The sequence below is a fragment of the Psychrobacter sp. T6-5 genome (assembly GCF_052258485.2).
GTDB lineage: Bacteria > Pseudomonadota > Gammaproteobacteria > Pseudomonadales > Moraxellaceae > Psychrobacter.
The window spans coordinates 519,892-539,501 of sequence record NZ_JBQQEY020000001.1; the positions used below are offsets into that span (position 1 = coordinate 519,892).

At 43.4% G+C, this 19,610-nt stretch carries 18 protein-coding genes; 11 read left to right on the forward strand and 7 right to left on the reverse strand.

Going from position 1 to position 19,610, the window contains the following annotated elements; genetic code table 11:
• Positions 1–191 precede the first annotated feature (191 nt).
• The 3 genes from murI (at position 192) to ACTXGK_RS16875 (ending at position 2,797) form a co-directional block, all read left to right on the forward strand.
• The gene (murI, locus tag ACTXGK_RS16865) at positions 192–1,082 is read left to right on the forward strand and encodes a glutamate racemase (RefSeq protein ID WP_443517724.1); all 891 of its coding nucleotides are present in this window, start codon (positions 192–194) and stop codon (positions 1,080–1,082) included.
• 165 nt (positions 1,083–1,247) lie between these two features.
• Positions 1,248–2,261 carry a DUF4062 domain-containing protein gene (locus tag ACTXGK_RS16870; protein ID WP_443517715.1) on the forward strand — a complete coding sequence of 338 codons (1,014 nt, stop codon included), beginning with the start codon at positions 1,248–1,250 and terminating at the stop codon, positions 2,259–2,261.
• A 236-nt stretch (positions 2,262–2,497) separates the two neighbouring features.
• Positions 2,498–2,797 (forward strand): hypothetical protein, encoded by a 300-nt coding sequence (locus ACTXGK_RS16875; RefSeq protein ID WP_114701879.1) that lies wholly within the window; start codon positions 2,498–2,500, stop codon positions 2,795–2,797.
• 111 nt (positions 2,798–2,908) lie between these two features.
• Here ACTXGK_RS16875 and ACTXGK_RS16880 read toward each other — a convergent pair whose 3' ends face one another.
• Positions 2,909–4,369, reverse strand: coding sequence for a lytic murein transglycosylase (locus ACTXGK_RS16880; protein ID WP_443517714.1), 1,461 nt, complete (start codon positions 4,367–4,369; stop codon positions 2,909–2,911).
• 302 nt (positions 4,370–4,671) lie between these two features.
• Here ACTXGK_RS16880 and ACTXGK_RS16885 point away from each other — a divergent pair, with 302 nt between their 5' ends.
• On the forward strand, positions 4,672–6,129 hold the full coding sequence (locus tag ACTXGK_RS16885) for an AAA family ATPase (protein WP_443517713.1): 1,458 nt from the start codon (positions 4,672–4,674) through the stop codon (positions 6,127–6,129).
• Positions 6,116–6,721, forward strand: coding sequence for a retron system putative HNH endonuclease (locus tag ACTXGK_RS16890; RefSeq protein ID WP_443517712.1), 606 nt, complete (start codon positions 6,116–6,118; stop codon positions 6,719–6,721). The genes ACTXGK_RS16885 and ACTXGK_RS16890 overlap by 14 nt, the downstream gene beginning before the upstream one ends.
• A 23-nt stretch (positions 6,722–6,744) precedes the next feature.
• On the opposite strand, the gene ACTXGK_RS16895 is transcribed toward ACTXGK_RS16890, so the two are convergent.
• From ACTXGK_RS16895 to msrA, 3 genes are all read right to left on the reverse strand, one after another.
• On the reverse strand, positions 6,745–7,458 hold the full coding sequence (locus ACTXGK_RS16895) for a DUF1499 domain-containing protein (protein ID WP_443517711.1): 714 nt from the start codon (positions 7,456–7,458) through the stop codon (positions 6,745–6,747).
• A gap of 61 nt (positions 7,459–7,519) precedes the next feature.
• Positions 7,520–8,197: a thiopurine S-methyltransferase gene (gene tmpT / locus ACTXGK_RS16900; protein ID WP_443517710.1), complete on the reverse strand. Its 678-nt coding sequence runs from the start codon at positions 8,195–8,197 to the stop codon at positions 7,520–7,522.
• Between the two features lie 191 nt (positions 8,198–8,388).
• Entirely contained in the window at positions 8,389–8,910 is a 522-nt protein-coding gene (gene msrA, locus ACTXGK_RS16905) for a peptide-methionine (S)-S-oxide reductase MsrA (protein ID WP_238039041.1), read from the reverse strand.
• Positions 8,911–9,134: 224 nt separating this feature from the next.
• On the opposite strand from msrA, the gene cmoA reads away from it, so the two are divergent.
• From cmoA to ACTXGK_RS16920, 3 genes are read left to right on the forward strand one after another with little or no spacing between them, the layout of a single operon-like run.
• Positions 9,135–9,923 carry a carboxy-S-adenosyl-L-methionine synthase CmoA gene (cmoA, locus tag ACTXGK_RS16910; RefSeq protein WP_443517709.1) on the forward strand — a complete coding sequence of 263 codons (789 nt, stop codon included), beginning with the start codon at positions 9,135–9,137 and terminating at the stop codon, positions 9,921–9,923.
• A gap of 50 nt (positions 9,924–9,973) precedes the next feature.
• Positions 9,974–11,008, forward strand: coding sequence for a tRNA 5-methoxyuridine(34)/uridine 5-oxyacetic acid(34) synthase CmoB (gene cmoB / locus ACTXGK_RS16915; RefSeq protein ID WP_443517708.1), 1,035 nt, complete (start codon positions 9,974–9,976; stop codon positions 11,006–11,008).
• Between the two features lie 33 nt (positions 11,009–11,041).
• A complete protein-coding gene (locus ACTXGK_RS16920) occupies positions 11,042–12,172 on the forward strand; it encodes a DUF1176 domain-containing protein (protein WP_443517707.1) in 1,131 nt (376 codons plus the stop codon).
• Positions 12,173–12,207: 35 nt separating this feature from the next.
• Here ACTXGK_RS16920 and ACTXGK_RS16925 read toward each other — a convergent pair whose 3' ends face one another.
• Positions 12,208–12,426: a DUF2788 domain-containing protein gene (locus ACTXGK_RS16925; RefSeq protein ID WP_057761830.1), complete on the reverse strand. Its 219-nt coding sequence runs from the start codon at positions 12,424–12,426 to the stop codon at positions 12,208–12,210.
• A gap of 442 nt (positions 12,427–12,868) precedes the next feature.
• Between ACTXGK_RS16925 and argS the strand changes: the two genes are divergently transcribed.
• From argS to ACTXGK_RS16940, 3 genes are all read left to right on the forward strand, one after another.
• Positions 12,869–14,698 (forward strand): arginine--tRNA ligase, encoded by a 1,830-nt coding sequence (gene argS / locus ACTXGK_RS16930; protein WP_443517706.1) that lies wholly within the window; start codon positions 12,869–12,871, stop codon positions 14,696–14,698.
• Positions 14,699–14,785: 87 nt separating this feature from the next.
• Positions 14,786–15,598 carry an SPOR domain-containing protein gene (locus tag ACTXGK_RS16935; RefSeq protein WP_443517705.1) on the forward strand — a complete coding sequence of 271 codons (813 nt, stop codon included), beginning with the start codon at positions 14,786–14,788 and terminating at the stop codon, positions 15,596–15,598.
• Positions 15,599–15,737: 139 nt separating this feature from the next.
• Positions 15,738–16,832 carry a PTS sugar transporter subunit IIC gene (locus ACTXGK_RS16940; protein ID WP_443517704.1) on the forward strand — a complete coding sequence of 365 codons (1,095 nt, stop codon included), beginning with the start codon at positions 15,738–15,740 and terminating at the stop codon, positions 16,830–16,832.
• Between the two features lie 144 nt (positions 16,833–16,976).
• On the opposite strand, the gene ACTXGK_RS16945 is transcribed toward ACTXGK_RS16940, so the two are convergent.
• Positions 16,977–17,993 (reverse strand): SDR family NAD(P)-dependent oxidoreductase, encoded by a 1,017-nt coding sequence (locus ACTXGK_RS16945; RefSeq protein WP_443517703.1) that lies wholly within the window; start codon positions 17,991–17,993, stop codon positions 16,977–16,979.
• A 342-nt stretch (positions 17,994–18,335) separates the two neighbouring features.
• On the reverse strand, positions 18,336–19,610 hold the full coding sequence (gene clpX / locus ACTXGK_RS16950; protein WP_443517702.1) for an ATP-dependent Clp protease ATP-binding subunit ClpX: 1,275 nt from the start codon (positions 19,608–19,610) through the stop codon (positions 18,336–18,338).

The window sequence follows — 19,610 nt, forward strand, 5'->3', positions numbered from 1 at the left end:
AAGCTACAAGAGATTTAACGGGATAACGAGAGACATAAGCGGCGTGAAGATAATATGTATACAAAAATGGCGGTAGCGTAGAGATGGCTATTACTGCAAATCACATGATGAAAGTGACGACAATGCGAGCAAATATTTTGGATGGTAGCGCTTTCAAAAATCCTGCCATTCATAAAGCAAGTATCCATTCGATGGCTATCGATACGGCCGCGAGTAATACCGCTCGCAGTGCTCCCATTGGGTTGTTTGACTCCGGCGTTGGCGGCTTATCGATCTATTTGCATTTAGCCCAGCAACTACCTAATGAACGCTATATATATTACGCTGATACCTTAAATGTTCCTTATGGCAATCGTGAAAGTGAAGATATCGAAGCGCTTACTTTAAAAGCAATAGAATGGTTATACCAACAGGGCTGCAAACTCATTGTTATCGCTTGTAATAGCGCATCAGCTTATGCTTTGGATACAGCAAGAAAATGTTATCCGCAATTACCTATCGTGGGTTTGGTGCCTGCTTTAAAGCCTGCTGTATTGGCAAGTAAAAGTGGACATGTGGCGGTATTGGCTACCAAAGCCACTTTAAATGGGTCATTACTTAATGATGTCATTGCCAGTTTTGCCAATCCTAATAGCACAGTGGTTACCAAGTATTTTGATCCACAACTGGTGCCTTGGGTAGAGGCTGGCATGCCAGTTGAAGATGAGACGGCTCAGCGTCTACGCCAACAGCTACAGGCATTTGCTAATGAAGGTATTGACCAGCTAGTGCTCGGCTGTACACATTATCCATTTTTTAAATCGTTTTTATTAGACGAAATTGCACAGCAGCAGTTATCGATACAGGTGGTTGACTCTGGGCAAGCAATCGCTGAGCGAGTCAAGCAGCTATTGGTCGCAAATCAGATGTCAGCCACTCTTGATAATGAGACAAGTACTCAGGACTTGAGTGCGATTAATAAGACAAATGTTGATATCAGGCTGCCATTAACTTTCCATGCTACCAAATATAGTGATAGACTAAGCGCTTTGATTGAGCGTTTACTTGTTAAAGAGACAGTATTGCAATACTATCCTGAGTAATTGTTAATAAAGTTATTTGCACCAATACCTTGTCTACAGCATGGATTTGATTAAAATAGATCAGATGCATTTTTGTAAGACTAATCAAGACTACGCCAAACAAGATATTTGTGCTCTATTTCATCTCATGCCCTTTTATGCCGCAACCTAAGCTCAGAGGTAATCGTGCCACATCGCCGCTATCATATTCATGTTATATGTGCTGACAACGATCAATTATTGGTGTTGGACAGCGTAGCGATATTTTTTCAGGCACGGGCGTTTTTGACTTATGACGTGTCCAGTAAGCTGCCAAAAGCCTCGCTATATGGTCGACAATGCATTGACTCTTGTGATTATGCATTGATGATCATTGGTGACAGCTATGGAACAGTACAAAAGACAGGCGTTAGTCAAATGCATTTGAGTTATCTGAATGCTAAAGCCAAACTCAAGCCGCTACTGATCTTAGTCAAAAATCACTATCAAGAGGCTGGTATCAGTCGTCAATTACAAGAGCTTGTCAAACTAGTATCTAAGCAAGACAATCAAATATATTATTACGATACAGAGGACGATATCGAAGCGTTACTCGTACAAGCCTACTACAACGCAGTAGCCAGTCATAAAGTGACAGGTGGCTGGGTGAGAGCGACCGAGGAGATGATTAAGTTTAGTAATCAAACCATCGCTGAAAGGTTTGCGGATCTCTTATCTAAGAATAAGAATATAAACATAAATACCAAGAAAGAAAGTTCTGTTGATGAAGATTTTGGGGCTGACAATGTTAGCAAGCCGATCATACTGACAGAGACTTTCGATATTCAGTACAGTGCTCAAGCTTATGAAGGTGGGAACTTGAAAGATGTCACTAGAAGCATAACGCTATCTTGGCAAGAAATATTAGCGGCTTTAGTGAAAATACCGTCTACATTTTCGAGCTATGGGCTACAAAATGCTATTAATCGCCTAATCGCACCAAAAGCTGAAATAGATATCAAAAACGATATGCCAAACGTTCATGCTGTCTCACGCTGCCAAATCTCTCAAGATGATCTCAATCACTTACAGCGTCAGCTGGTAAGCGCAAACTGGATACAATTGACGACCTACGGTACGCGTTTGTCACAAGAGCTTTGGAAGCTCACTTTTTATGCAAAAAACCTATTAGAAAATGAAGGTTCTCAAACGTCTGAATAAGGTCAATCCTTATGACTGCTACCCTTTAATATCATCAAAAATTCTCTGCAAAAATGCTTACGGTGACCATGACTACGTTTTGTAATACAAAGCATACGCGGCAATGGTTGTGAATCCGCTCAAGACTCGTGATAATAAGAACCATCAGATACTGATCTTATTTAGACAAAAAATTGTATTAAAATTAAAAATGCATAAAACGTACTACAATATTGACCGATTAAGGAGAGCACACAATGAGTAACGCTAAAAATGATGAGTTATTAAGAGAGCTTGATGGTCTAGAGAAAAGCATGCATGACGCTGATCAATTTCATACACTAGAAGAACAAGTGGCAGATATGAAACGCCGCGGCATTGATCCAAGCCAAGCTTACAAGGATTTGGATAGAAAAGCAGAAGATGAAGACTGGGGTGATGCGACTTGGAAAGAAAATGGCAAGTGGGAGCCAAAAACGGCTGCTGATCTAGATGATAACGCTCGTGAAAACTGGGACGGTGACAACGGTAAGCCAAATCCGCCACCCATTGTCTAAATCTTTCTTTAAATATCGATGTAATAGGTGAAGGTCTTCACTAGGCATCAAACCCGAAAAAGCCACGCTAATCATAGCGTGGCTTTTTTAATGATTTACGATAAGACTATATTAAGACCCTTCGTCAATGCGAACTAACTTGATCGTACCATCAGCACTAGCAACACGGCGATAACGCGTATTGGTAGAAGTTGAAGGGCTTATCGATAGTTGAGAAGAATAGCTATTAGGCGTGGTGGTCTGCTGCTGAATCAGTTGTCCCATGCGATCGGCAGGCGCAGGGTTCAAAGGTCGGCTATTTGCTGGCTGACCGTACTGGACTTGACTTGGTGCTGCATTACCAACGATAGCACGATAGAACTTCTGACCTGCACGTCCATCTGCTGGGAAAATGCCACGACTAGATTGGTATTGCTGGATAGCGGTACGGGTATTGTCCCCAATGATGCCATCAACACCGCCAATATCATAGCCTGCATTTAGCAAAGCTTGCTGAATATCTTTTGCTTGTTGGCGACTGATACCAGGATCGTCTGTTGGCCAAGCGGTGATAAAGTCCGTTTTGCTACTGTCTTCACGAGTGATCAAATCTGATAAATGGGCGATAGCCAAGGCATAGTTTTCTGACGCATTATACGAGTAGAACGTATCAAAGTTTTTACCGACCAAAAATGCAGGACCATCGACACCAGCAGGTAGCAATAAACCCGCATTACTCAAGTCGTAAGGCAGCGGACTGCCGTTAGCCAGCGTTAGACCTTGATTGCGCCAGTGGCTGATAGACTTTTTGTCTTTGCGGTTAGAAGCCGCCCAAAATCCATCAGGTAGTTTGACCTCGTAACCCCAAGGCTCGCCCGTACGATAACCACGTTTGTCCAAGAAATTTGCAGTAGAGGCGAGCGCATCAGGCACGCTATTAACGAGGTCACGACGACCATCACCATCACCATCCACTGCCAACTCTAAAAACGTACTGGGCATAAACTGTGTTTGTCCAAACGCACCCGCCCATGATCCTGTCATGTCATTAGGTGCGATATCGCCGTTTTGTACAATTTTTAGCGCATTGGCATACTCACCTTGGAAATAGCTTTGACGACGATCAAAACAAGACAACGTTGCCAAAGACTCAAACAACGGTTTTTTACCTAACGTCTGACCAAAGTTAGACTCTACGCCCCACACGCCAAGCACATGCTCCGCTTTTACGCCATAGCGCGATTCGATTTGGCGCAGCGTGTCACGCCACTGGCGCTTGGCACGGATACCATCTTCGACACGCTCTTTGTCTACTAGCGCGGATAGATAATCCCAGACATCTTTTTGAAACTCTGGCTGATAGTTCAGTGATTGAATGACACTAGGGTCAGGCTGGCTTGGACGATAGTTGTTGAAGGTGTAGCTATTGACACCGCTAAATTTACTCGAGTTTTGTAGACCATCCAAACATTGCTGAAATTCGCTATTGGATAGATCCGGTGCTGGTGGCTGCGCGGCTTGAGCGGTGCTAGCGAGACTAATGCCGACCGCAACACTAAGCAGCGACAAGGTAGAGAGGGGAGTCGAACGCATGAAAATATCCTATAAACGTCAAAGTGATTATTGAGAGAAAAAGCAAAGGGCAAAAAACGATATTAACGTAGAGTAACCAATCTAAACAGTAAAGAAAAGCTGTCGAAGTACTAAGATTATGAATGGTTACGATAAATTGACGATGGCGTGAGGTTGGGAGAGGGTTTGAGATGAGTGGTAATTTGTTCTCAAAGCAATAGCATCCCTTATCTATGTTTTAAGTTGTTATACTGGCTATTAAAACTGCTACAGAAATTGATAAAATCCTTAAATATTTACTACCTATAAAAATAAGGTAAATAATGAAAGTTAAACGCTTACATCTACAAAACTACGGTCGATTTGAAGACCTAAACATCGACTTTGCTCCAACGGCTGAGAAGACAAGTAATGTCACTGTAATTGTGGGTAATAATGGCGCGGGCAAATCGCAAATTTTGCAAGCTTTAGCGACGAGTTTCGGCTTATTTATTGAAAGTTACAGAGATAGAAAACAAGATTGGTCTATGAGATCCATGAGTAGAACTACAACTATACCTATTCGTTTCTTTAGAGAAGATCAAGTTATTACACTCAAAACAGTAGTTGATAATGGGTTTCAAAATTTAGAGTCAATTAATTCTGAAAATGAGATATCTTGGTCTACATTATACTCAGTAGATAGTGAGCATAATGAAAACGGTAATTTAAAACCGTTTGGCATTGATATGAGTGAACTCGATCTAGTGATAGATAGCTATAATCATTTGGATCAGAAAGGTCTAAAATATAAATTACCTTTGATTGTATTTTACCCCACTGAAAGAGTAGTAATGGGTAAAAATCTTGATTTTAATCATACAACACAGTACAGCCAGTTAAGCGCCTACAAAAACTCATTAAATGCTAGTATTGACTTTGATGATTTTTTTTCATGGTTCAGATACCGAGAAGATATTGAGAATGCTGAAGTAAGAAAAGCTTTTGATATTTTAATTCAAAATATCAAATACGAAGAGCAGTCCCAAAGTAAGGAAGTACTTGTTAGTAAAGTCTTAGGTTTAATATCAAAAGATAATTCAATCAATGAAAAAAAAGATACTCAGCTTAGGTCTACTATACACGCCATCAGCATCTTCCTTAATAATTTCAACGATGTCTGGATTGATAGGGCTACTGAACCACCAACAATGAACGTACTGAAGGATAATAAAGTTTTTAGTCTTAACCAACTATCACAAGGCGAAAAATCCTTATTAGCCTTAGTTGGAGATATTGCTCGCCGTTTAGCATTGCTTAATCCAAGCCTTACCAATCCGTTAGAAGGTGAAGGCGTGGTAATGATCGACGAAGTCGATTTGCATCTTCATCCAAAGTGGCAGCATGACTTGATTGACAAGCTAGTCGCTACTTTTCCAAACGTTCAATTTATTTTAACCACTCATTCGCCGCATGTTATCAGTGACCGTAACGATATTTTATTATACTCACTGGATGATGGTGAATTGACAGAAATGCCTAACGTATATGGCGAAGATGCCAATACAGTACTCACCAAAATATTCGATGTAGATATTCGTGATAGTAAGGTAGAGGAACAATTTAACGTGATTCGCCGTGCTATTAGTAAACATGATTACATGACAGCAGAGAATTGTATAACAGAGCTAGCTGAAAAACTGCCATCTGACCATTTAGAACTATTGAAATGTCGCTTGCTCTTGGCTCAATCTAAATTGGCAAATAACCATAAAGATGAGTCTAATCATGCAGAAGATTGATAAGTTAGGTTCAATACCTCTTGAGACAGCAAAGGGTTTCAGAAAATATAAAACTGAGAATTGGGGCAATATTCCAGAGGATATCAAAGCCCCTCTGCGTCAGCAGCTGTATGATGAACAGCATGGAGTCTGCTGCTATTGCTGTAAAAGCCTTGGCAAAGAGAGCACTACTATCGAACATTTACAAAGTCGTAATGACTATCCACATAAGTGTTTTGACTATGACAATTTATTATTAAGCTGTAGAACGCCTAAGCAATGTGACAATGCTAAAGGTAGTCAAGAACTACCTTTAACGCCGCTTATGGATGAATGTGAAAGTGAGATTAATTTGAATTTAGCTGGAGAGTTGGATTCTGATAGTGAGAGAGGCGTTGAATCTATCGAAATACTCAAATTGAATAACCGTCAAATCTGTAATTGGCGAAAAAGCTTAATTGACACGATTAGTTTCGTCTTTGATCCGACTCAGTCAAGTATTCCACCAATTGGCATTCAAAATCCAGAAACTCTAGAATTAATTCTAAATAGTTACCCTGATCTAAATCAAAAGCATGAGCTAGAATATATTGTCAAAAAATTGACTAGATAAATTATAAAAATTTTCAAAACGAACTATTTAGCCAATATGCTATCTAGTTCATCAATCAACTTATGAACCCGCGCTGCGTTTTTACCCAGATCGCTACCACCAATCCGTGACTTACTACGTATATCGACTAAACGTTCATTCTCGTTATCCGTGACACGTACGACGACATCGTCTTTAAAACCGAACCAAGCAGTGGTGTCCGTCGCTTCTACAATGCCTTTGTCTGCATCAATATTGACCAGCTCCCAGCCCAAGTTCTCAATGGCTTGTTTGGTTGCCGCAATCAGTTCAGGTTGCGTCTGGTCATAGCGTAATGTCTGTAGGTCAGGATAGGCAGTGCGTTGTTGCTCTGCTGTCTCAATGCCATCATAGGCGACGGGATTAGGTGCATCAGCACGCAATGGGGCAATGGCGACAAATGCAGGTGGGTTCACCAAGTCGGTCGAGATATCATGGATGGGAGGTACGTTTTTGGCGGTATTCATCATGCTAAGCGGTATGGCAATGGCAGTGATAGCAAGCACTGCCGAGATTAACGCGCTACCAATACTCGCCGTGTTTCGTTTAAACAATAGCTGTATGGCTAGTAGTATTAATGCCGCTATACCAGCAAATACCCCAAATTTAAACCCTGTAAATGCAGTCGCTAACTCAATTATGCTAAATTTATAAAGTGGCCCTGCGAGCGCGACCAGTAAGACAGCGATCAAACTTATCAGACCAACGAGTATTTTCATTTCACTTTTTCCTTGTGATTGAGTACTAACTCATCGCTGCACAAATTGATCGATTGACTACTCACTTCAAAAGCCAAATATGCTCTGTGACTTTTAGATCAGGTGCAGATCCTATAGAGGCGGGTTCACTTGCTAGCTCACAGAGCTGATAGTGACTGCCATAATATTGCTGTAGCTGTTCGCCATTGATAGAGAACGGCGGCCCCTCTTTTTTGCTTTGATCATAATCAAGCGTTATTAGCAATTGTGGCGCATTGTCGCTAACTTTACGTATCTGTTCGCTATAGTCGGGACGCATATCAGCTGGCAGAGCAATCAAAGCCGCTTTGTCGTATACCGCATCGATGGTGCCGATATCAGTAGCGGTCAGTGCAAAGATATCCGCGACCCAGAGTGTAATGGTTTGCGCTGAAGGTTGCCCTAAAACTTCGTTTTTCAATTGACCTTGGTAGCATTTAATATCTGGGTTTTCTTTATGTTGGGATATAGTAGGCTGGATATTTTGTTCAGCGAAAAATTCTTGCACCGCTGTTTCGACTAATTCAACGCCCACTACATCATACCCTTGTGCCGCTAGCCAAACCATATCAATAGACTTACCGCAAAGAGGAACAAAGATGCGGCTACCTGCTGCTAAATCTAAGTGATCAATATACTCAGTTAATAATGGATTAACAGCTGACTGATTGAAACCGGTACGTTTTTCTTGCCAGCGTTTGTGCCAAAACTCAGGGTTCATGCGGTGACCTCTCATTATGATTGTTTATATAAAGGATTTTTACTGTAAATATTGATGAGTGATACTCAAATAGTGGACAGCAATAAAAAGCCAAACACCTATATGATAAGTGTTTGGCTTAGGTATTTAGCTAGTATTGACCATCATGTCAAATGTATTCTGAATGAACCATACATTATTTAATCTATCATTTAGCTTACCATGTAATTGCTAAATTCTTTACGCAATTTAGCGAGTTTTGGTGGTATGGCAAAGTTACAATAAGCCTGCCCTGGGTTTCTGTTAAAGAAGTCTTGATGCGCATCTTCTGCTTGGTAAAACTCAACAGCAGGATGCACTTCTGTGACGACATTGACGCCCATGTCACGCAGTTTGTTGATGGTACGGTCGACCGTTGGTTTCTGGTCTTCCTCGGTATAAAAGACCACGCTGCGATACTGACTGCCAACGTCATTGCCTTGACGATCCATCGTGGTGGGATCATGCGTGGCAAAAAATACGTCGAGAATGACTTCTAACGGAACAGTCGTCTCATCAAATTCGACTTTGATGACTTCAACGTGTCCAGTGTCACCGCTACATACGGCTTCATAATTGGCTGATACTGCATCGCCGCCCATATAGCCTGAAACGACAGACTGCACGCCTTTTACGGATAAAAATACGGATTCGGTGCACCAAAAGCAGCCACCGCCTAATACGATTGTTTGCATAATTTTTTCCTATTTTTATAAATATAAAATCATCGTTGTTTGTCTAAGTGTTATCTATCAAACAATGTCGTTTAGCTTAGCAGGGCATCTGGTGGCGATAAGTAACAAACAGTAATGTTATAATGGGCTTTTGCTACGTTGATTTGCTATCGATGAATAGCGCGAGCAAAACTGCCAAGTACTTTCTTATTTACGTTCTATTATCACAGAATACGAGTCGTCCCATGAGCCAATCCCAGCCTGCCATTATCAAACATGATACCCTTTTTGATAAACCGTTTACCACGCCACTCGATAAAGCGGGGCGTTTTTCTTTTGATGAGCAAGTGGTGGCTTGTTTTCCCGATATGATTCGTCGTAGCGTACCCGGTTATGGTCAGGTATTGGCTATGCTGCCCATCTTTGCCCGCCGTCACTGCAAGTATCGTCAGCAGAGCGATAGTGGTCAGCGCGTTAGCCGTATTTATGATTTGGGCTGCTCGCTTGGTGCCGCCAGTATGACGCTGGCTGGTGAGTTTGATCCGCAAGATTTGCAGATCAAAGCGATTGATATTTCGCCTGCGATGACGACGGAAGCGACGACGTTATTGAGTGACAACTATCCTGAGCATGATATCGAAGTAATCACTGCAGACATCCGCGATATTGAGCTTGAGCCATGCGACATGGTGATTTTAAATCTAACGCTACAGTTTTTACCAGCAGCCGATAGAGTCGCAGTATTAGAGAAGATATATGCGGCCTTGAGCGAAGGCGGCATATTAGTATTGACGGAAAAAACCCACGCCTTTGATGAGCAATACGATGCGTGGTTGGTTGAGCGTTACTATGATTTCAAACGTGCTAATGGCTATACCGAAATGGAAATCAGCGGTAAGCGTAATGCATTAGAAAATGTGCTGATTACGGATACGTTAGATGAGCATCATACACGGCTAGATCAAGTTGGTTTTAAGCGTCATCTGACGTGGTTTCAGTTTTTGAACTTTGTTTCTGTGGTGGCGTTTAAATAATCCTTACTTTTAACACAGTTATTTCTTAATCAATACGGTAACCTGCTTTTATGCTTAACGACACCATCACCCACGCCGAACGCGAACTATATCTAACCCTACTAGAACTGGCTCAGCAGTATCCAAGTGCTTACGAATGGCTGACGCGACTGCCAACATGGTTAGGTGATATAAAAGACAAAGCCAACTATGCGCATGCACCTGCTTATCAAGCATCTGTGGCGCGTTTACCAAGTTTGACGGTCAATCACGTCGATCTAAACAGCGATACATTGGCGATAGAGGCAAGTCTGAATCAGTCTCAGCATAAACAAACAACGGCGTTATTAAAGCAGTTGATGCCGTGGCGCAAAGGGCCATTTCAGATTGGCGATGATGAGTCAGGTATTAAGATTAATACTGAGTGGCATAGTGATTGGAAATGGCAACGTGTTGCGCCGCATTTGAGTAGGCTTGACGGTCGCCGCGTATTAGATGTCGGCGGCGGCTCTGGCTATCACGGTTGGCGTATGGCAGGGGCGGGAGCAGATACCGTCATTATCATTGATCCATCGTGCTTATTTTACCATCAGTTTATGGCGATTCGTCATTTTATCGGTAGCGCGGATGCTCATGAGACGGGCCGTTACCGTACGCATTATATCCCTGTCCCACTTGAAGCATTGCCTGAGTATAGCCAACTGTTCGACACCGTATTTAGTATGGGTGTGCTCTATCATCGCCAGTCACCCTTTGAGCATTTACAACAGCTGAAAGGGCAGTTGGTTAAAGGCGGTGAGCTAGTGCTTGAGACGTTAGTTATCGAAGGTGATGCCAATACAGTACTGGTGCCACATGACCGCTATGCGCAGATGAATAATGTGTATTTTTTACCGTCAGTTGCTGCATTGACAGGCTGGCTAGAAAAAGCAGGTTTCTCAGACGTACGCTGCGTCGATGTCGCCGTTACCTCGATTGAGGAACAACGAAAAACCGAATGGATGACCTATCATTCGTTAGCAGACTTCTTAGATCCTAGTGATGCCACAAAGACTATTGAAGGCTATCCTGCACCTATGCGTGCAACCTTGATTGCAAAAAAATAGCGTTGAGTAGAATAACAATACAAGGAAGTAATAATGAAAATGTCAGCTGCTTTAATGATGGCTACGATCGGTTCGCTATCGCTATCGCTATCGCTACCTGCTCTCGCTGGATATGGCACACCGTCTGAAGGCTGGGGCTTTGTACAAGACGACTGGCAAGTGGTTTGTGATAATACGCGGACGTGTAGAGTGGCTGGCTACTCAAGTGACGCCTCAATAGATAAGCCTGCTTCAGTGCTATTCACCGTATCGCCAAAAATTGCCACACCAAAAGCACAAATTCAGCTGGCATCAAAAGCGTCTAAAGATAAGGCTGAGCTCTGGCTAAATAATAAAAACTATGGGACGTTGCAGCCCGTTGGAAGTTACCCTGCATTATATGATCTATCTGCTAAGCAAACACAAGCAATTATAGATAAGGCTCGTATCACGAACAAGATAGAAGTCAGAGCGGGTAACAATCGCTGGCGTATCAGCGACAAAGGAATATCATCGGTATTGCTCAAGCTTGATGACGTGCAGGGCCGAGTAGGGACATCGATAGCATTGATCAGCAAAAACCAGCGCAATCAACAAACGCCAAAAGCGGCATTGCCAATTCCCACCATCAATAAAGCATTTGCGTATTCGGCAAAAGATAAAAAGACGCTCACCCCATCAAAACTTAAATACTTTCAGCAAAATATAAATAAATGGGTCGACATTGACTCCAAGCAGCTCATCGGATCTGGAAATACAATGGGCGACTGTGAGCTGGTCAATCCAAAAACGGAAACATACCAACGGATGTCAGAGTATGGTTCTACTATGCTTGGCTGGGACTTTATACCAGTAGACAAAGCGCATACGTTAGCCACGCATCTCTGCTGGTCAGGCCCTTACAACTCAAGCACGGGTTATTGGCTCATTAATAACGACAAGCCTAGCAATCCTATGCTCATCACGACAGCAGGTAATGAGTATGATGCAGGTGACATCCGCGCCGCTAACAAAGATCGCGGCATCGGTGATTGCTGGAATAGTGCGACATGGACGTGGAATGGTAAAACGTTCGTTAAGAGCGCAGAGGCGAGCACAGGTTTGTGTCGCGGTTTTGCTGGTGGGGCATGGGATCTACCCACCTATGTGAGTAAAGTCATAGACAGTAATGGTAAGGCTCAATAAGAAATATTTGGGATTTAATGACGAAAAATGACTGATTATATCAGCCATTTTTTGAAAGCGACTTCCATGACTATTTTAAGGATGAAGCCAACAGAGCCTGCGCCAAGGGCCAAAAAGATCCAAAAGGTACCCGCGCGTCCAGCATCAGACTTTTTAGAGATATCCCACATGATAAAGAATAAGAAAGCGATGAATATCGGCAGTAAAACGTACAAGCCCCAACTGGTGACCGTACTGGCAGCAATAGCAAACATAGCGTAATCCTATAGGGTAATAACGCGTCTTCTATGGCGTAGAAGCGTCATAGAAGCGAAATATAAACCACCATTATAACGTGTAAGCAGTTGCGTATAAACGACTGCTCAGTATCGGGCAACAGGAACGCTACAATTGACAAAGTCATTCGCTTATCAATGTTATATTATTTTTACCAGATTTATTTTACTAAGCATCAGCAAACGAGCGAACAAAATTTATATTAATCCCAATTATCAATCTTAGTTGTCATAACGGTAAGATTTTAGTGCTAATTTTGGCGCAAATGGTGCAATAAAGCGCAAAGATTGTTATATTTACAGATTACTTATCTTTTTGCATTATTTTATCCCTGCAATGTCGGTCGACATTATAATAAGCAGTTATCGACTGCTCGCATTCGCACCGTTTTGTTGTTTATTTAATTGAGTTCAAATCCCTATGTCACAAGCCCAAATTGATACGCTTGCATCCCTATTCAATGATGCGATTCAAACCCTACAAGCAGATGGTACGTTACCAAGCGACTGGCAGAATAACAGTCAAATCACGCGTACTAAAGACCTTAGCCACGGTGATTTTGCCAGCAATATCGCACTGACGGCGGCCAAAGCGGCAAAGGCCAATCCGCGTCAACTCGCTGAAAAAATCGTCAGCGCGCTGCCTGAGAACCAAGACATTCGCCAAGTAGAAATTGCCGGTCCTGGGTTTATTAACGTATTTTTAAACTCAGAGGCTAAGTTTTCGGTACTAGACGATATCTTTACCTTGCAAGATCGTTTTGGTCTGAGTAATCAGTTTGATGGGCAAAAGGTACAAGTCGAGTTTGTCTCTGCCAATCCGACCTCAAGTCTGCATGTCGGTCACGGACGTGGTGCGGCGTTTGGTATGAGCGTATCAAACTTGCTAGAAGCCATCGGTTACGACGTCACGCGCGAGTACTATGTCAATGACGCTGGTCGCCAAATGGACATCTTAGCGACCAGTACCTATTTGCGTTATTTGGAGCTAAATGGTGAGCAAATCACGTTCCCAGTCAACGGCTACCAAGGCGATTATGTCAGTGATATCGCGCAGACATTAAAAACGCAACATGGCGACAGTTATGTACACGAGTTTGCACAGGTTGCCAAGGATGCGCCAGTTGACGCGCAATTTGAGATCAATGCTGACGGTGAAAAAACCTTAGTGTCTGGTGATAAAGAAGCGCACATTGATGGTTTGATTGCGAATAGCAAAGCCTTGCTTGGTGATAGCTATGCGCTATTTTTGAATGCGGCGTTAAGCAGTATTTTGGCAGATATCAAAGACGATTTGAATGACTTTGGTGTGAGCTACGAGTGCTGGTTCAGTGAAAGATCGATTGATAGCGAGATTGAGCCTGTCCTACAAATACTCGATGACAAAGGTTATTTGTACGAAAAAGACGGTAATATCTGGTTCAAATCGACCGATTTTGGTGATGAAAAAGACCGCGTGGTTCGCCGTGCTAATGGTCAGTCGACGTATTTTGCCTCGGACATTGCCTATCACAAAAACAAGTTCGATCGCGGTTTTGATAAAGTGATTAACGTTTGGGGCGCAGACCACCACGGTTATGTCCCACGCGTAAAAGCGGCGCTGCTCGCGTTGGGTATTGATGCTGAACGTCTTGATGTCGTACTGGTACAGTTTGTGGCGTTATGGCGCGGCAGTGAAAAAGTACAAATGTCTTCACGCTCAGGTCAGTTCGTTACTTTGCGTGATTTGCGTGCAGAAGTCGGCAATGATGCGGCGCGTTTTTACTATGTCGCGCGCAAGCCTGAAGTGCACATTGACTTTGATTTAGAGCTTGCCAAATCACAAAGCAAAGACAATCAAGTATATTATATTCAGTATGCTCATGCGCGCGTTTGCCGTGTATTAGAAAAACTGGCAACCTACGATTTGGCAGCAGATGATGCTGTTGGTTTGGCACATCAAGACCTGCTTAGCGCGCCAAATGAAGACGAGTTGATTAAACTATTAGCAGGTTATCCAGCGACACTATTACGTGCAGCGACTGGCTACGAGCCACATGTCTTGACTAACTACCTAAAAGAGCTTGCTGCATTGTTCCACGGTTGGTATGACACCAATCGTATCTTGCCTGTGAGTCTCACGTCAGGTGAAACACCAAGCTCAGATGAGATGGCATTGATGCAAGCACGTTTGCGTTTGTCTAAAGCAGTTAGACAGGTATTGGCGAACGGCCTGGGTTTGCTTGGCTTGTCTGCACCTTCTGCTATGTAGTAATGTTCTAACATGTGACATGAGTATAGACAGCCAATAGCATTAATTCGATGATGACCGTTAAATTCAGTAGGGAGAACGAGATCCATGCTAGCCAAAAAACCGAAAGGCGCAACAGAAAAGCGCAAATCAAGTAGCGTATCGGGCTTATTGTGGATGTTTGTTGGGGCCGTATTGACCCTTATGATCGGGGTGTTTATCTACCTTTCACCATTATTTAACTTTAGTCCCGCTGATGGTAGCGCCGAGAATGATCCTGATCGGCAGGTGCAGCCGCGCGTAGATACTGATACCGATAATGGCGATTATGAGTTCTACGATATTTTGCCCAATCAAGAGATGGCAACCATTCCTGATGAAGATATCGCTGAGATTGATAACGATCAGATAGGAGATATTGGCGCGTTTGAGCCGGATGTCGTCGTGACCCAGCCGGATGGTACGGCAGCTAATGGTATAGAGAATGTTGGTAGCTTTGGTGATGCGGAAAATCCTGCAGGCGAGACCAGTAGCGGTAGTAATACTGCTGCGGGCGACGATATCGTTGTTGTTGAAGAGGACGCAACCTATGATGGTACGCCACCTGCTAATACCAGCAATTCTACGACCCGTAGCAACAATGCGGGAGCAGGTACGGCAAGTATTCAAGCTGCCAAACCTGCTGCGACCTATATTTTGCAGATCAATAGCTTTAGTGATGCAGATGAAGCAGATCGTCGCCGAGCCCAAGTATTGATGGCGGGTGTTGATGCCAGAGTAGTCAAAAACACGACAGGCAATGGCCTACCTATCTATCAGGTAATCTCGCGTCCGTTAAATAACCGTCAGGCAGTGACAACAGCACAGCAGCGCCTACAGAACAATGGTATAGACTCTATTATCGTTGAACAGCGTCGCTAGATTTAGATTCAATCGTCTTGAATAGCTGTATTTATAAATAAGAAAGAAAGCGTCGTCATGACGCTTTTTTTATCTCTTGATTTTATCAAATGCTTTCTAATTGTTTTATCCTATCAAAACATCCATTAAGAGTATGGCTATGACCGTATCTAACTCAGTAACACCGCAAGCAGGCGTTATCAAAGCATTTTTTCAAAAATACTTTATCGATGCCTTTACGGGCATGGCTTTAGGGCTATTTGTCACACTAATTGCTGGCTTGATTATCTCGCAAATCGGTGGCTGGTTAGATTTGCCAGCATTGGTCGCGGTCGGTAAGCTTGCTTCAATATTAATGGGAGCGGGCATCGGGGTGGGTATCGCTTATTATTTAAAAGCGCCAACACTCGTGATGCTTAGCTGCCTTGTAGCAGGTATGCTTGGTGCCCATTCCGAAGCATTAATGGCAGGCACGCTTTTTACGCCGCAAGTGGGTGGGCCTGCAACTTTTGTGGCATTACCTGGCAATCCAATTGGCGCTTATCTGACGTCTGTATTCGCTTATCGTGCTGGTACGTGGATCGCAGGCAAGACCAAGCTCGATATTTTATTAGTACCCTTAGCAGTGTGTGGTATCGCGCTATTGGTCTGTGCGCTACTCAATCCGCCTGTCGTTGCGGCAGTTAATGCGATTGGGCAAGGGATTCACGCGGCAACTGAGCTACAGCCATTGCTGATGGGTATCGTGATTGCAGTCGTCGTTGGTATCTTATTGACGCTACCAACATCGAGCGCTGCTATTTGTATTGCGATTGGCCTTGGTGGTTTGGCGGGCGGTGCCGCAGTTGTTGGCTGTGCGGCGCATATGATTGGTTTTGCCGTGGCCAGTTTTAAGGATAATGGATTCAGTGGCGTCATCTCTCAAGGATTGGGAACCAGCATGCTGCAAATCCCTAATGTGCTAAAAAAGCCATTAGTTCTACTACCTGCCGTTATTGCGAGCGCGATCGTTGGCCCTATCGCGACTGTCGGATTTGGTTTGGCTTGTACAGCGACAGGGGCTGGTATGGGTACCGCTGGTTTGGTCGGTGTGTTTGGAGTTATTGAAGCATCACAAGAAATCATGAGTACGACTCAATTATGGACAGCGATTATTCTATTGATGTTTTTATTGCCTGCAGTGATTGCCGGTATAGTCGCTTACATCATGCGCCGTATGGGTTGGTTAGTTGCTGGTGATATGAAGTTGCCTTAATGCTTTAATATTAGTTTTAAAAGCACTATCAACGGCCTTATTAATACTATTTGTTAAAAAAGCCCAGCTACGCTCATAGCTGGGCTTTTTTATATGAATTATCTGTTCTGGCTGATACTACAAAATATTTATGACAGTGATCAGTTATGTAGCTGACTTTGATTTTTTATGACGACGCGGCTTTAGTTTGCGCGATAACTGAGTGATGTCGTTTATCACCTCACTATAATGTGATGGGAATACCCGCTGAATGGCATCAACCATTTTGGCATCATTCCCAATTAAGCAACGCTGCTGATTGGTCGCAGCGGCATGTAAAATAATCCAAGCCGCTTCGCTGGCATCGAATTTCAACAGTTTATTGAAGCTTCTAATGGCTTTATCACCAGTAGGCATACCGACTGTACTGGTACTATCATTGCCACGTGCGCTATTGGCAATATTGGTTTTGATGCCGCCTGGATGGATACAGGTCGCTGATACACCGCATTTCTGAATGTTAAGCTCTTGACGCAAGCTCTCTGTGAAGCCGCGTACCGCAAACTTACTGGCATTATAAGCAGAGTAAGAAGGCTGAGCGGTCAAACCAAACAGGCTGGATATATTGATAACATGACCGTGTTCTTTAAACTGGCGGAGTTGATCGTCTTGACTATCACTCGTCACTTCGCTTTGTTTGACGCTATTTTTGATCAATGGCAAAAAAGCTTTGGTGCCATAAACCACGCCCCAGAAATTGATATCCATCACCCATTCAAGCTCTTCAATACTGGCGCCTTCTATCGTCGAAGAGAACGCCACGCCTGCATTGTTAAAGATGAAATTGACTTTACCATGATCGCTCATCACGCTATCCGCCCACGCTTGCATAGCGTCATTGTCTGACACATCGAGCACGGTTGTTGTTGCTTGAATGTCATAACCAACCAGCATCTCTTTGGTTCGTGCCAGTTGCTCTGCATTGATGTCAGAGAGTGCAACATGACAGCCCATTTGTGCTAAGTGAAGCGCAAGCTCGCGTCCCATACCAGAACCTGCACCAGTGATAGCGGCGACATGGTTCTGATAATAAGGCGCAATATCATTATCTTGATCGCTGGGTGTATAAAAGGGCAGGTGCTGACGTAATGAGGACGCCATCGTGGTTATATTGTTAAGCATAATAAACAATCCTTTGTATTATTAAGAGTGGGTATTCATAGGTGCCATAGACGGTGGCATACAGCAGTAAAATAAAGGTCGCAATAGACTATCTACATTAGCATGATTTGCGATGAGGTCTACTTGTGATTGATAAACGCGGCTGTCATTTTGTGATAAGGAGCGTCAATTATCTCTAAAGCGCTATGCCGCTGATTGTTATTAGAATATAAAAATTAATCGAATTTTTGATAAATAATTTAGGCAATCGATAGACATAAAAAAAGCGCCATGGCGTATAAGGCCAGACGCTTTTTTGAATAACTCATTACTAATAACGAGTCATCTAAGTCTCACTATGCATTAAGCAATTTTAGGAATTTTACCTTCATTGATGACTTCTGCATCAACCATCACGGTCTTGGCATTTTCCATAGAAGGCAGCTCGTACATGGTCTCAAGCAGGGCGTTTTCTACGATAGAACGTAGACCGCGCGCGCCAGTTTTACGCTCCATGGCTTTTTTGGCAATGGCATCAAGTGCTTCTTGCGTGAAGCTAATCTTAGCACCTTCCATATCGAACAAATACTTGTACTGTTTGACCAGTGCGTTCTTCGGTTCGGTGAGGATTTGCACCAATGCTTCTTCATCAAGCTCTTTTAGCGCAGCAAGCACAGGTAGACGACCGATTAGCTCAGGAATCAAACCAAACTTAATCAAATCTTCTGGCTCAACTTCTTGTAGCAAGTCTGAGCTACGACGGCTGTCGTCTTTTGAGCTAACATCAGCGTTAAAGCCGATACCGCCTTTTTCGGTACGCTGCTGAATGACTTTATCCAGTCCAGCAAACGCGCCGCCGACGATAATTAGGATGTTGCTGGTATCAACTTGGATCAGCTCTTGCTGTGGATGCTTACGACCACCGTGCGGCGGAATCGCAGCAACCGTACCTTCGATCAGCTTTAGCAACGCTTGCTGCACGCCTTCGCCCGATACATCACGGGTAATCGATGGGTTATCGCCTTTTTTACTGATTTTGTCGATCTCATCAATATAGATGATACCTTGCTCAGCTTTTGCTACATCATAGTCAGACGCTTGTAATAGCTTTTGCACGATGTTCTCGACGTCTTCACCCACATAACCTGCTTCGGTTAAGGTGGTAGCATCGGCCATTGCAAAAGGTACATCTAGCAGACGGGCCAAGGTTTGCGCTAGCAATGTCTTACCAGAACCAGTCGGACCGATTAGCAAGATATTACTCTTAGCCAATTCTACCATGGCATCATCAGCGCCGATTTTGGCTTTTTTGCTGTCATTGGCGAGTGTTTGGCTAACTTTTAGACGTTTGTAATGGTTGTAGACAGCGACAGACAAGGCTTTCTTGGCAGCGTCCTGACCGATAACGTACTCATCAAGCTTGGCACGTAACTCTTTTGGCGTTGGTAGCTTTTTATTGACCCAAGAAGTATCTATTTCGCTGTCATCATCGCTGTATTCTGCGCTATCTGCGATTAGATCAGTACATAGCTCGATACATTCATTACAGATGTTGGCATCGTCAGCGGCGATCAGCTGCTGGACATCGCTTTTGGCTTTACCGCAAAACGAGCAATGCGGGGTATTATCTTCTGCCAT